The organism is Myroides pelagicus (assembly GCF_009711055.1).
GTDB lineage: Bacteria > Bacteroidota > Bacteroidia > Flavobacteriales > Flavobacteriaceae > Flavobacterium > Flavobacterium pelagicum.
Genome location: NZ_WMJY01000010.1, coordinates 66361 through 80105 on the forward strand (window position 1 = coordinate 66361; position 13745 = coordinate 80105).

General features: G+C 35.8%; 9 protein-coding genes and 2 tRNA genes. 4 read left to right on the forward strand and 7 right to left on the reverse strand.

Annotation, left to right across the window (positions count from 1 at the left end; all coding sequences use genetic code 11):
• Positions 1 to 192: 192 nt before the first annotated feature.
• Positions 193 to 3027: a DNA polymerase I gene (gene polA, locus GJV77_RS06255; protein ID WP_155035526.1), complete on the reverse strand. Its 2835-nt coding sequence runs from the start codon at positions 3025 to 3027 to the stop codon at positions 193 to 195.
• Positions 3028 to 3195: 168 nt separating this feature from the next.
• Between polA and GJV77_RS06260 the strand changes: the two genes are divergently transcribed.
• Both GJV77_RS06260 and GJV77_RS06265 read left to right on the forward strand, forming a co-directional pair.
• Complete coding sequence (locus tag GJV77_RS06260) at positions 3196 to 4467, forward strand: metallophosphoesterase (protein ID WP_155035527.1); 1272 nt, start codon at positions 3196 to 3198, stop codon at positions 4465 to 4467.
• Between the two features lie 74 nt (positions 4468 to 4541).
• Positions 4542 to 4838 (forward strand): thioredoxin family protein, encoded by a 297-nt coding sequence (locus GJV77_RS06265; RefSeq protein WP_155035528.1) that lies wholly within the window; start codon positions 4542 to 4544, stop codon positions 4836 to 4838.
• Here the strand turns inward: GJV77_RS06265 and GJV77_RS06270 are convergent.
• The 5 genes from GJV77_RS06270 to GJV77_RS06290 all read right to left on the reverse strand — a co-directional run bounded on the left by GJV77_RS06270 (position 4833) and on the right by GJV77_RS06290 (position 11734).
• A complete protein-coding gene (locus GJV77_RS06270) occupies positions 4833 to 5456 on the reverse strand; it encodes a polysaccharide deacetylase family protein (RefSeq protein ID WP_155035529.1) in 624 nt (207 codons plus the stop codon). The genes GJV77_RS06265 and GJV77_RS06270 overlap by 6 nt on opposite strands.
• A gap of 82 nt (positions 5457 to 5538) precedes the next feature.
• A complete protein-coding gene (locus GJV77_RS06275) occupies positions 5539 to 6948 on the reverse strand; it encodes an efflux transporter outer membrane subunit (protein ID WP_155035530.1) in 1410 nt (469 codons plus the stop codon).
• Positions 6949 to 6951: 3 nt separating this feature from the next.
• Positions 6952 to 10089 carry an efflux RND transporter permease subunit gene (locus tag GJV77_RS06280; RefSeq protein WP_155035531.1) on the reverse strand — a complete coding sequence of 1046 codons (3138 nt, stop codon included), beginning with the start codon at positions 10087 to 10089 and terminating at the stop codon, positions 6952 to 6954.
• Between the two features lie 3 nt (positions 10090 to 10092).
• A complete protein-coding gene (locus GJV77_RS06285) occupies positions 10093 to 11244 on the reverse strand; it encodes an efflux RND transporter periplasmic adaptor subunit (protein WP_155035532.1) in 1152 nt (383 codons plus the stop codon).
• Positions 11245 to 11254: 10 nt separating this feature from the next.
• Positions 11255 to 11734, reverse strand: a complete 480-nt coding sequence (locus tag GJV77_RS06290) for a transcriptional regulator (protein ID WP_155035533.1) — start codon at positions 11732 to 11734, stop codon at positions 11255 to 11257.
• Positions 11735 to 11981: 247 nt separating this feature from the next.
• On the opposite strand from GJV77_RS06290, the gene GJV77_RS06295 reads away from it, so the two are divergent.
• Positions 11982 to 12054 (forward strand) — tRNA-Gly (locus tag GJV77_RS06295).
• Positions 12055 to 12091: 37 nt separating this feature from the next.
• A tRNA-Gly gene (locus tag GJV77_RS06300) sits at positions 12092 to 12164 on the forward strand.
• A gap of 483 nt (positions 12165 to 12647) precedes the next feature.
• Here GJV77_RS06300 and GJV77_RS06305 read toward each other — a convergent pair.
• Positions 12648 to 13742, reverse strand: coding sequence for a DUF4465 domain-containing protein (locus tag GJV77_RS06305; protein WP_155035534.1), 1095 nt, complete (start codon positions 13740 to 13742; stop codon positions 12648 to 12650).
• Positions 13743 to 13745 lie beyond the last annotated feature (3 nt).

Consider the following 13745-nt stretch of genomic DNA (forward strand, 5'->3'; position numbering starts at 1 on the left):
GGTGTAAAAATAGTTTTATCCTTATAGGAAATTATATTTTATTTGGTGAAGCCTTGTAAAATCTGAGTAAAGGTAAGTTTTTGATAGTTTTATAGTCAATTTTTGACGTTGATAAAGTAAGTCGGTTTTAAGTATCGAGATAAGTTGAAGTAACAAGGCAGCTTGTAAATTAATACAAACCGCCTTGTTGTTTTAATGGGCTTCTAGCCAATTTTCTCCTATGCCTAAATCAACGATTAAAGGAACACTCAGAGTGAAAGCACTTTCCATTTGCTCTTTGACCATCGTTTTTAAGTTGTCTAGTTCTTCTTTATGTGCGTCAAATACCAGCTCATCATGTACCTGAAGCAATAGTTTTGATTTCCAGTTTTCCGATGTTAGTTTTTTATGAATATTAATCATTGCAATTTTGATAATATCTGCAGCGCTACCTTGTATAGGAGCATTAACGGCATTTCGTTCGGCTGCACTTTTCACAACTGCATTGTGAGAGTTAATGTCTTTTAAATATCTCCTTCTTCCTAATATTGTTTGTACGTAACCATTTTCTCTAGCGAAGTCTATTTGCTTTGCAATATAATCTTTGAGTCTAGGGTATGTAGCATAATAGGTGTCAATTAATTCTTTACTTTCAGAGCGACTTAGATTGGTTTGATTGCTTAATCCAAAAGCAGATACACCATAGATAATTCCAAAGTTCACGGTCTTGGCGTGGCTACGTTGTTCTTTGGTTACCTCATTTAAAGGTACATTAAATACCTTGGCAGCTGTAGAGCGGTGGATATCCTCTCCGTTTTTAAATGATTCAATCATGTTTGGTTCTTGACTAAGTGCCGCGATAATTCTCAATTCAATTTGTGAGTAATCGGCAGCCATGATGACAAAATTTTCATCTCTAGCAATAAAAGCTTTTCTCACTGATCGACCACGTTCGGTGCGAATTGGTATGTTTTGTAAGTTTGGATTATTTGAACTCAGACGTCCAGTAGCAGCTACAGCCTGCATGTACTCTGTATGTACACGATTCGTCTTTGGGTCAACCTGTTTAGGTAATGCATCAACATAGGTATTTTGCAACTTGATCAGTTGTCTCCAATCTAAAATATCTTGTACTACTGTGTGTTTTGGCGCTAGGTCACTTAGGATTTCTTCGCCTGTTGCATATTGTCCTGTTTTTGTTTTTTTAGGTTTACTTCCTCCTATTTTAAGTTTTTCGAATAAAATATCACCTAATTGTTTTGGAGAGGCTAGGTTGAATTCTTCTCCGGCTTCAGTGTAGATATTTTTTTCTAATTGTTTGATGTCTTGATTTAATGTACTTGAAAGTGATGCTAAGAAGTCGATGTCTAAGCGAATACCTTCACTCTCCATATCAGCAAGTACAGATACTAGTGGAACTTCAATGTTTTTGAATAAATCAATTGTATTTGTTGCTTGGAGTTGTGGTTCGAAGCATTCTTTTAGTTGATATGTTATGTCGGCGTCTTCTCCTGCATATTCTTTTACAAGTGTAGGGTCGATATCACGCATACTTTTTTGATTCTTTCCTTTTTTGCCAATTAGTTCTTCAATTGGCTGAGGAGAGTACTTCAGGTAAGTTTCAGCTAGTATATCCATGTTGTGGCGCATATCTGGATTGATTAAGTAATGCGCAATCATGGTATCAAATAAAGGTCCTTTTACAGCAACATTATATTGCTTTAATACTTTGATATCGTATTTTAGGTTTTGGCCTATTTTTTCAATCTGTTCAGCTTCAAAGAAGGGTTTGAATAAGTCAATTACTTCTTGTGCTTCTGTTTTGTCTTCAGGGAAAGGTACGTAGAATGCAGCTCCTTTCTGATAAGAAAAAGCTATTCCTACTAGCTCTGCGTTAAGAGCATCTATTCCTGTAGTCTCTGTGTCAAAGCACACGCTGTGTTGTTGTAGTAAGTTTTGAATCAATAAACGGATACTCATTTTGCTATCGCAAATTTGATACACATGAGTGGTTGTATTCAAATTACAAAAATAGGGAGTCTCTGTGGAAATATCATTATTTGCCTCGCCAAATAACGAAAACTGATCGTCCGTACTGGTAGGTTTTGTAGGTGTAGCTGATACAGGTGTCGTACTTGTATTATTCCCAGGCGCAACATTGTCTACATTAAATATTTTGTCGAATTGCTCTTTCATACGTCTAAACTCTAATTCAATGAATAGAGCTTCTGACTTTTCGATATCAGGACGTTCTAGTTCAAATTGCTTAGCGTTAAATGTAACGGGGCAATCAAGCATGATCGTCGCTAATTGCTTAGATAGTAATCCTTGTGCTTTGTTTTCTTCTATCTTCTCCTTCATTTTTCCTTTAAGCTCATGTGTATTCGCTAAAAGATTTTCTAAACTACCATATTCTTTCAAGAATTTTTTGGCTGTTTTTTCTCCAACTCCAGGAAGTCCAGGAATGTTGTCCACTGAGTCTCCCATCATTCCAAGGAAATCAATTACTTGTAAGGGATCCTCTATCTCGAATTTTTCTTTAACCTCATTAACTCCCCATATTTCTACTCCATTACCCATACGTGCAGGTTTGTACATAAAGATGTTTTCTGATACTAATTGCGCGTAATCTTTATCAGGTGTAACCATGTATACGGTGAAGTTTTCTTTTTCAGCTTGTTTTGATAGTGTTCCAATTAAGTCATCTGCTTCATAACCACTTTCTTCAATAATAGGAATGTGCATAGCATTCAAAATCTCTTTGATATAGGGAACGGCTATTTTTATAGCCTCAGGTGTTTCATCGCGATTAGCTTTGTACGCAGGAAATAATTCCAATCGATCTTTACTTCCTCCTTTGTCAAAGGCAACGGCTAAATGATCTGGTTTCTCTTTTTTAATTACTTCTAAGAGTGAATTCATAAAACCTAATACTGCAGATGTGTCTAGACCTTTAGAGTTAATTCGAGGATTTTTAATAAAAGCGTAATACCCTCTAAAGATTAAGGCATAAGCATCTAGAAGAAATAGACGTTGTTTAGTTTCCATAGGAAGTTGATTTTATTTTTTTATTTTAAGAATTCAAAGATACATAATTTGCGCAAGGGTTTGAAAATTGTATTCTAATAAGTCCGTGGTAAAAAGGGTATTAAATTGTGTTAAAGGTCTTTATTAGACTATTTCAAAAAGCTACATTTGAAGTAAATGCACGAACAGATGTTGAGATTTTTACTATTAGGAATTGTATTATTATTTATTGAATTTTATAGCTATCAGGCATTCAAGTTATATTTTAAGCGATTTTCTACACGACTGATTTATATTATCGTTTCCGTACTACTTGTTGTTTTCATCGCGTATGGCTTCTCAACATTTGATCCCAAGACACCAGATATGCATTGGTCTCTGTGGTCAGGAGCACTGGTTTTACTATTGTATTTACCTAAGTTGATAATCACAGTTTTACTGCTATGTGAGGATATCGTACGCATTGTGCTAGGGGTGAGTAGTTATCTTAAGCGAGAGTATATCAATTGGAATATAAAGGATCCTTCAAAAAAGCTAAAGAGTGATGAAGACGGCTTCTTGCCGAGTAGAAGAAAGTTTGTATCTAATATAGCTTTAGGGATTGCTTCTATACCTTTTATTTCCGTGTTACATGGAATTACTATTGGTCGTTATCGCTTTCAGGTTTATGAGCATATCATTGAGTTTGAAGACTTACCAGTAGCTTTTGATGGTTTTCGATTTACTCAGTTATCCGATATTCACTGCGGAAGTTTTGATAATTTAGAAAAGCTACAGCATGCTGTTGACCTGATAAATAGCCAGCGATCAGATGCTCTTTTGTTTACAGGAGACCTGGTTAATAGCGTAGCAAGTGAAATGAATCCTTGGTTATCAACATTTCAAAATATACGACCTCATACATTTGGTAAATTCTCTATATTGGGCAATCACGATTATGGAACTTATGCTCGTTGGGAAACGAAAGAATTAGAAGAGGAAAACTTTAAGGCGATTTGTAATTTAAGCGATCAGATGGGCTTTCAATTACTCAGAAATGAACATGTTCGCTTAACTAAAGAAGGTCAAAGTATTTGTATTGTCGGTGTTGAAAACTGGGGAACTAATGGTAAGTTTATGAAATATGGTAATCTAGATGCTGCAACAGAAGGGGTAGGAGCTTCAGACTTTAAGATTTTAATGAGCCATGACCCTTCTCATTGGGAAGCAAAAGTATTAGAACATCCTAAGCAATTTCAGTTGACTTTATCAGGGCATACTCATGGTTCTCAGTTTGGTATCGAGATTCCAGGCTTTTTGCGTTGGAGTCCAGTACAATACATCTATAAGCAGTGGGCTGGACTATATGAGCAAATGGGAAAATATTTATATGTGAACAGAGGTTTTGGTTATCATGCTTATAAGGGACGTACAGGTATATGGCCTGAAATTACGGTTATAGAATTACGATTAAAAAAGTAATTTTTCGCAATAAAAAATATATTTTTGTATATCTAGATAAATTAAAAACAGACAAATAATAAAAACAGAAGTTTATGTCAAAATTTGGGGATTTAGTTGAAAAAGAGGTGCCGGTACTCATTTACTTTCATGCTAAATGGAATGAAGGATGTGATAAAATGGAACCAGTGTTGTATGATGTTGCTGCTGCGATGGGAGACCGTATCCAGATAGTGAAAATAGCTGTAGAGAAGAATGTAGAACTAGTAGAAGCGTTGCGTATTAAACAAGTTCCAACGATGTTATTGTATAAGAATAGTACAATGATTTGGAGACAAGCAGATGTAATGGATGCTAATTCATTAATTAATGTAATGCATTCTTTGTTATAGAATATCGAAATGATATCCTTTAGCTAATATTGATTCGATTAATTGAGGCAAACTAGTTTGTAGATTTTTTTGCGCTTTAATGCTATCGTGAAAAACGATAATACTTCCCTTTTTAATATTTTTTAATCCACGTACAAGGCATTGTTTGGGTGTGATTGTTTGATCATAATCTTTTGTAACATTGTGCCACATAATTATTTCATAGCCTTTGTGTTGTAATTCTTTTGCTTGCTTTCTGGTTATCTTACCATAAGGAGGTCTAAGTAAAAAGGTCTTAGTAGGAGAATGGAGTGCTATTTGTTCTTCGCATAGCATAATATTATCTAAGTACACCTCTGTAGGAGTTTTCCATCCATTTAAATGATTGAAAGTATGGTTGCCAATTTGGTGTCCTTCCTTTACGATGCGTTGAAATATTGTAGGATGTTTTCGAATATTATCACCTATACAAAAAAACGTTGCTTTTATTTGATATTGAGCTAGTGTATCTAATACCCATTCTGTTATTTCGGGAATGGGACCATCATCAAAAGTTAGATAAACTTTTTTGTCTTTTGTTTTTCTCAGCCAAGTATAAGTTGGGAAAAGAAAGGGTAGTATGTGGTGAGATAAATTCATAAAAACAAAGATAAAAAAAGAGTGGTTGATAAATTTTCAACCACTCTAAAATAATTATCGAATAAACAATTAACTATAGGCGTTATTTAACTCCACCACCAACAGCTCTATATAAAGAAACTAAGGCATTCAGTTGTGCTACTTCAGTATTGATATAGACAATCTCTGCCGCTAAGGCTCTTTCTCTTGCTGTAAGAACATCAAGATAAGTTGCTAAACCTTGTACTAGTAGTTCTTCTGAATAATCAGTAGCTAGTTGGTATGATTTATATTCTTGTTCTTTAAGCACTAATTTTTCTTTAGCACTCTCATAGTTGTATAAAGCATCTGAAACTTCTTTAGAAGCGTTTAATACAGATTTTTTATAGTTTAAATAAGCTTTCTCTTGATTTGCTTGTGCAACTTGATGTTGAGTTCTTATTTGTCTTCCATTTAATAGAGGTTGCGTTAATCCACCAATAATATTAGCGAATAAAGAGTTTGTATTAAACAAATCGTCAAATTGTAAGCTTTGTAGACCTCCATTAGCTGTAATTCTGAAAGAAGGGTAGAAGTTACTACGTGCTACATTAGTCATTTCAAATGCATTAACTAATCCATATTCAGCTGCTCTTACATCTGGTCTATTGCTCAATAGTTGATAAGGAACACCAATTGTTAATTCTGCATTGATGTTTTGCCCTGCAAGTTTACCTCTTTCAATTTCTGTAGGCGAATCACCTAGTAAAATACTAAAAGTATTTTCTGTAAGTTTAATACTATTATTGATATCAACTAATAAGGCTTGTGCATTGTACAATTGTGCTTGTGTTTGCTTTACAGCAACTTCATTTACTTGCCCTGCTTCTTTTAAAGCTTCGATAGTTTCTACACTTTTTTCTCTGTTGGCAATGGTTTGCTCAGTAATTGCTTTTTGTTGATCAAGTGCTAATAATTGAAAATAGGTACTTGCAACAGTTGAGATTAACTGTGTTTTTACTGTTTGATGAGCGGCAACAGATTGTAAATAACTAGCCGAGCTAGCGCGTTTTCCACTTCTGATTTTCCCCCAGACATCTAACTCCCATGAGAATTGTCCAGTCACATCGTATAAGTCAGTTTTCACACGAGTATTTCCAGCCATGATGCCTTGTGGTCCGTTTTTAGAAACAACTGAATGTGTGTAGTTAGTTCCTAAATTTAATGTAGGAGCATATCCCCATTTCCCTTGCTGCATATATGCTTGTGCAGCATTCATGTTCTCTAAAGCTATACGGATATCTAAGTTGTTCTCTAAAGCTTTGTCAATGTATTGTTTTAAAATATCATCAGAGAATAGCTCTTTCCATGACACGTTGGCCATAGAAAGAGTATCTTGAGATATATTGTCTGTTCTGAAGTATTGCTCGTCGATTACCTCTGGTCTATCGTACTTTTTAGCGACAAAACAAGATTGCATTGTCAATCCTAAAATAGCAATAGGTATAACTCTATATAAAATTTGTCTTTTCATTTCTTAATGCGTTTTTTCTTCAAACTTAATAGGTTTCACTTTTTCTTGAAGATACTGGAAGATTGCATATAAAACTGGTATTACGAACACACCGATAATTGTACCGATTAATAAACCAAATGCTGCTCCTGTACCGATAGAACGGTTACCTACGTCTCCAACACCTTGTGCAAAGACTAATGGCATAAGTCCTAAAATGAAGGCAAATGATGTCATTAAAATAGGTCTTAAACGTGCTTTCGCTCCATTAATTGCTGAATCTATAATCGACTCACCGTGATGTCTTCTTTGTACAGCGAACTCTACAATCAGAATGGCATTTTTCGCGAGTAGTCCAACGAGCATCACCAGGGCAATCTGGAAGTAGATGTTGTTTTCCAACCCCGCTATATTCTGAGCAAAGAAAGCTCCCATTACTCCAGTTGGTAAAGATAGAATTACTGCTAAAGGCAATAAGTAGCTTTCGTATTGTGCTGAAAGTAAGAAGTAAACGAAGATTACACAAAGTGCAAAAATCATTACTGTTTGATTACCTGCATTAATTTCCTCACGTGATAAACCAGTAAAGTCGATACTGTGACTTGTAGTCAATTTTTCTTTAGCTACTTCTTGTACTGCGCGAATTGCATCACCTGAACTATATCCAGGTTTTGGTGCTCCTTGAATGTTAGAAGAAGTAAATAGGTTGTATCTGTTTACAGATTGTGGTCCATATACTTTTTTCAAATCAACAAACTGTGTTACAGGTGTCATTTCTCCAGAAGCGGTTCTTACATAAATTTCATTTAAGCTATTTTTGTCTGAGCGGTATTCTGGAAGAGCCTGAACCATTACACGGTATTGTTTACCAAAACGCGTGAAGTCGGCTGCGTAAATACCTCCAATGTATCCTTGTAATGCAGAGAAAATATCTCCTACTAATACACCAGATTCTTTTGCGCGTGGTATATTTAACTCTAATTCATACTGAGCGAAGTTTGTGTTGAATGATGACTGAGCATACATAATCTCAGGACGTTTCATTAATTCTCCTACAAATTCTTTTGACTTTTGATCAAAATCAGTAAGTGCCCCACCACTTCGGTCTAATAACTTCATTTCAAAACCTGAAGACATACCAAAACCTGGTATACTTGGTGGTTGGAAGAAGATCATACGAGCATCTTGAAATTGAGTTGCTGCTAGACCAAATAATTTACCAATAATAGCATCAGTTGCTAATTCATCTGTTTTTCTTTCTTCAAAGTCTTTCAATTTAATCATGGCCATACCGTAGTTTGATCCTTGTCCATTGATGAATGAGAATCCTGAAACTACAGTAACTGCATCAACACCTGGGATTTGCTCCACAATGGTAGAGAATTCTTTTTGTAAGCTTGTTACACGATCTTGAGAAGCTCCTGCAGGTAACTCAATATTACCCATGATGAATCCACGGTCTTCGTTTGGTACGAAACCTGTTGGCATTGTTTTAGCTGAATAATAAGTAATTCCTAAACATCCAAGTAAGATTATAAAAGTTACCCATTTGTGCTTTAATAAGAATTTAAACGAGTTACCGTAACGGTGTGTTAGGTTGTTGAAAGCAACGTTAAAAGCATCAAAGAAGCGTTGAACAAAGTTGCGTTTCTTACCTTCATGGCTATCGTGTTGTTTCAAGAAAATAGCACATAAAGCTGGACTCAACGTTAAGGCGTTAATTGCTGAAATTAAGATTGCAACAATTAAGGTAATACCAAACTGCTTATAGAATACTCCAGTAGGTCCACTAATAAATGTAACTGGAATAAACACAGCTGCCATTACTAAAGTAATCGATATAATGGCACCAGAGATTTCTCCCATAGTACTAATACTTGCTTGCTTCGCGTCTTCTCCTGTTTCCTCCATCTTGGCGTGTACTGCCTCTACAACTACGATGGCATCATCTACCACAATACCGATGGCGAGTACGAGGGCAAATAGTGTAAGTAAGTTCAATGAGAATCCGAAGACACTCAAGAAGAAGAACGTACCAATAATAGCAACTGGTACCGCAATTAATGGAATTAATGTTGATCTAAAGTCTTGTAAGAAGATATAAACCACTACGAATACTAAGATGAATGCTTCAATCAATGTATGCACTACTTTGCTGATAGACGCATCTAGGAATTCGTTTGTATCCATCAATACTTTATAGTGCATTCCTTCTGGAAGACTAGTACTCATCTTTTCTAAAATCTCGTGTAGGTTTTGAATGATTTCCTGAGCGTTTGATCCAGGAGTTTGGTATACTGCCATAGCTACAGCAGGGTTTCCATTTAATTCTGAATTACCTACATAAGACATTGATCCTAATTCAATTTTAGCAACGTCTTTTAATCTTAATATTTGTCCATTACCCAAAGATTTTACGACAATATTATCGTATTGTTCTTTGGTTTTATATTTACCACTATACTTAATTACGTATTGGAATGCTTGTGCATTATTCTCACCAAGCTGACCCGCAGCAGCTTCCATACTTTGTTCATTTAGTACGCGTACTACGTCAGAAGGTACTAATCCATACGCTTTCATTTTTGCGGGATCAATCCATATACGCATTGAATATGTTCTAGAACCAAAAGCTTGAGCATCTCCAACTCCTGTTACACGTTTAAGTTCTGGAATGATGTTGATATTCATGTAGTTTTGAATGAATATAGCATCATAGTCAGGGTTTGTCGAATAAAATGACAAGAACATTAAAGCACTAGTTTGTTGCTTTTGTGTTGTTACCCCTGAGCGCGTTACTTCGGCAGGAAGTAGGGGAGTAGCACGAGCCACACGGTTTTGCACGTTTACAGCGGCAATGTCTGGGTCAACTCCTTGTTTAAAAATGACTTGGATACTAGCACTACCATCGTTACTAGCCGTAGAAGTAATGTAGTCCATGTTCTCTACCCCATTCACTTGTTCTTCAATAGGGATAATAACTGATTGCATTACTGTCTCAGCATTCGCTCCAGGGTAGCTTGCCGCGATTTGTACCGTCGGCGGTGCAATATCAGGGTATTGCGTTACTGGGAGTGCTGATAGCCCAAGCACTCCAAGTATAACTATAAGGATAGAAATTACTGTAGATAATACAGGTCTTTCAATAAATGTCTTTAACATATTTTAGAATGTTGTTTTGATTGCGTCATTAATTGCGTTGAAATCAACTTTAGCAGGTGTGATGGCAGAGCCATTACGTAGTGTTCCTAATCCAGTACCTACGATAGTTTCACCTTTTTCAACACCGTCTTTTACAATTGCTAGTTTATTAACTCGGTCAACTACTTCGATTTTAGCTGCTTTGGCAGTATCGTTTACTACGCGATAAACGTATACTTGACCTTGTTGTTCGAAGGTTGCTGACTCGGGTACAACTACAACGTCTTTGTATTCTACTGGCAATTGGATTGTTCCACTGTTTCCATTGCTTAAAATACTTTCAGCATTTGGAAAAGAAGCTCTTACTTGGATTGTACCCGTAGCTTGGTTTACTTGTCCTGTCATTGTTTCTATAGTACCTGCGTTTGCATATGTTTTACCATTAGCCAATACTAATTTTACTTCAGGTAGGTGTTTTAGTTTTTCACTAATTGTTTTGCCTTCTATTTTCTCTAAGAAATTGAAATATTCTTTTTCATTCATCGAGAAATAGGCAAACATCTCACTGTTGTCTGAAACAACTGTTAAAGGTTGTGGATCACTTGGGCTAACTAAAGAACCAATACGGAAAGGAATCGCACCTACGATACCATCTATCGGACTTTTAATCACCGCATAATTGATGTTGGCTATGATGCTTTGGTGTTGTGCTTTAGCATTAGCTAATTGACTTTTTGCGCTATTCAATGTCGCTTCTGCTGTGTCTAATTGAATTTTACTGATAATTCCTTTATTTACCAAGGGAACTAACTTGTCGTAGTTTACTTGAGCTACATTCACTTGAGCTTCTGCAGCTTTGACACCAGCAGCAGCAGCAGCAGCATTCTCGTTGAGTGAATTTGTTTCTAGGCGAAACAATGGCTGCCCTTTTCTAACGATAGAGCCTTCATCTACATATTGTTCTTGGATATAACCAGCTATTTTAGCACGTACATTACTAGTTACTTTTCCTTGTAGGGTAGTAGGATAGTTTGTGTGTCCAATTACTGTTTGTGTAGGAATTTGTACTACCTTATAAGGTAGTGGTCCATGAGCTGCTTGCTGTTCTTTTTTACCACAAGAACCAACTGTGATTGCAAGCGATGCTAGGACGATTGTATGGAAATAACGTTTCATATTGAATTACTTAATTTGTACTTTTTAATTTTTCTATAGTATCTGTTAACTGATTTTTGCTCTTATATAGATGGTCTAAATATAGTTTCATCTTCTGTTCGCAGTTCTGTGCGTTTAGCTCTCCCGACTCTAAAAAGTCCTCCATGCGAAGGTTTAAATTGTATTCTCTCTCTAATAAATCTCTAATCAATTGTAATCGAATAGTTAGAAAGTTTGAATTAAGACGAAAGAATCTTTTTCTTTCGTCAATTTTATTGAAGTGTTCAATTTGGTTATTTGAAATCAATAAATTCAAACTAGTTGATACTGAACTTTTACTGGCACTTAGTTTTTCAACTAATTCATCAAAAGTCACACCATCTCTATTATTATTAAACATGATATAAGTATATATCTGCGCGGTCAACGGAGAAAAGTGATATACTAACTCATGATGTGCACAATAGTCTTGAAATAGGTCTATTAGCGCTGGATTGTATTTATGTTGCATAGCTATTTTTAGTAAAAGGATATGCACAAAGATAAAGTTAGTTCGGTTAATACAAAACTAAAGGAACTTAAATGTTCGTTTAATTATTTATACGCCGTCTACATAAAGACGAATAACATTAAACTTTTAAATTAGCTATTTTATTGATTATCTGTGTGTATTAGGAAAGAGGTATAAAAAACTATATTTTTTTTAAAAAAATCTTGCATTGATTCTGAAAATAGCATTATATTTGCCCTCACAAAATGCGGAAGTAGCTCAGTTGGTAGAGCTCCAGCCTTCCAAGCTGGTTGTCGCGAGTTCGAGCCTCGTCTTCCGCTCAAAAAACTAGGTGTAAGTTTTAAAATCGCATCATTTGCGGAAGTAGCTCAGTTGGTAGAGCTCCAGCCTTCCAAGCTGGTTGTCGCGAGTTCGAGCCTCGTCTTCCGCTCAAGTAAAAGAGCTTAGTTAATAGAACTGAGCTCTTTTTTTTTGTATGCTAATTTTAGTATATGACGCACACTATTACAAAAGTGTTGTATCTACATAAAGCTGTATAGTTGACTCCAAAAGATTTTTTATGTATTCTGCTCTGTGCTTATCATGAGTTGAATTTCATTTTATGAATACTATAAGTTGAAACTCTTTTCACTATTGGCAGGGGGGGATGTGTTAGCGTGTTTTTATTAACAATGAGGCATAGGATAGATGGCTTACTTATATGTATCTTTTGTCCTAGCTTTCTTGACCTTTGCTTGCAGTATGCTTGAGGTTTCCTTGCCAAGAAGCTGCCTCTGGGCTAGTAAACTGCACGAATACTGCACGTATATCACTAGCTTGGCAACAGAAAGCGCTTTTTTGTGAAAAAATGGATCAAAAAAAAGCAGCAAGTGCTTTGTTATTATTGCACTTGCTGCTTTGTATAGTGGGTAGTTTACTCTACTTTATCAACAGTTAATTGATCCATTGTGAAATATAGAGCTGTATTCGCACCCCAGTCACCTACATCTGTAGTTTCTAAGAAAAAAACTAAATGTTTTACTTCTCCTAAAGATGACAAGTCAACTTTAGACCAGTCTGTGTTAATCTCATTTACTCCATTTCTGAAATCGACAAAATAATGAGTAACTGGTGTATCTGAAGTTAGCATATTATCAGCATCTACTCCATAGATATGTAGGGCAAAGTAATCTCCTTTTTCAAATTTACGAGCAAAAGCGTCTCCTTTTAAGATACCGTAATATGGCCAAGGGCTAATAGCTACTTGTGTACTAACAGCTTTATAGGTATTTGCCTGATCGTCGATTGTAATCACTGAAGAGAACCTGTCTAAAGGTACTGGTTTAGTAGGGTCAAGTAAATTAGGGTGTGGCTTATGGTCAGCAAATGAAACTAAAAATGGTTTACCCGCTCCATTTACAGCACCTCCTGCCATTGTTCCCCATTGATTTTTCACCCAACCACCTTCTGAGTTAATGTGGTCTGCACTGTCTGTACTATTAGATACAGTAAAGCCCATCCATGTGTGCCACTCATTAATAGCGATGTGTTTTATATTGAAGATACCTGTTTTTAGTTCTGCATCATCCGTAAAGGTGTCTTTCCATATTTTACCACCAGCTGTTGATATGCCATCACTAAGATTAATCTCTGTAAGGTCTGTAACTACGTAATTGTAATCATAATTTTTGTCTACAGTTACAGTATAAGTGTATATATCTAGCGCTCCAGCTTCTTCTACTTTTAACGATAGGTTATATTTACCGGGTTTTGCAAATGTGTGTTTTAGGATCTCCTGATCGCCAATTGTTTTTGATTCACGATGATTATACCAGGTATAGGTAGCTCCGGCTCTACCAATTTTTGGATCAATAGTTACTTCTTCACCTGTTAAGGATTGATAGTCTTCTTTGGCAACAGCGATGTTTGTTACGCCATTGTCGTCACTTGAACAACTTGTAAATGTTGTTCCTAAAATCCCAATACCTAAGAATAGGTAAAAACCAAGTTTGTGTAATTTGTTTTTCATTAT

Bases quoted from the DNA above. Each gene is read 5' to 3' on its own strand.
- polA (WP_155035526.1), bottom strand. From the start codon at position 3,027: ATGGAAACTAAACAACGTCTATTTCTTCTAGATGCTTATGCCTTAATC.
- GJV77_RS06260 (WP_155035527.1), top strand. From the start codon at position 3,196: ATGTTGAGATTTTTACTATTAGGAATTGTATTATTATTTATTGAATTT.
- GJV77_RS06265 (WP_155035528.1), top strand. From the start codon at position 4,542: ATGTCAAAATTTGGGGATTTAGTTGAAAAAGAGGTGCCGGTACTCATT.
- GJV77_RS06270 (WP_155035529.1), bottom strand. From the start codon at position 5,456: ATGAATTTATCTCACCACATACTACCCTTTCTTTTCCCAACTTATACT.
- GJV77_RS06275 (WP_155035530.1), bottom strand. From the start codon at position 6,948: ATGAAAAGACAAATTTTATATAGAGTTATACCTATTGCTATTTTAGGA.
- GJV77_RS06280 (WP_155035531.1), bottom strand. From the start codon at position 10,089: ATGTTAAAGACATTTATTGAAAGACCTGTATTATCTACAGTAATTTCT.
- GJV77_RS06285 (WP_155035532.1), bottom strand. From the start codon at position 11,244: ATGAAACGTTATTTCCATACAATCGTCCTAGCATCGCTTGCAATCACA.
- GJV77_RS06290 (WP_155035533.1), bottom strand. From the start codon at position 11,734: ATGCAACATAAATACAATCCAGCGCTAATAGACCTATTTCAAGACTAT.
- GJV77_RS06305 (WP_155035534.1), bottom strand. From the start codon at position 13,742: ATGAAAAACAAATTACACAAACTTGGTTTTTACCTATTCTTAGGTATT.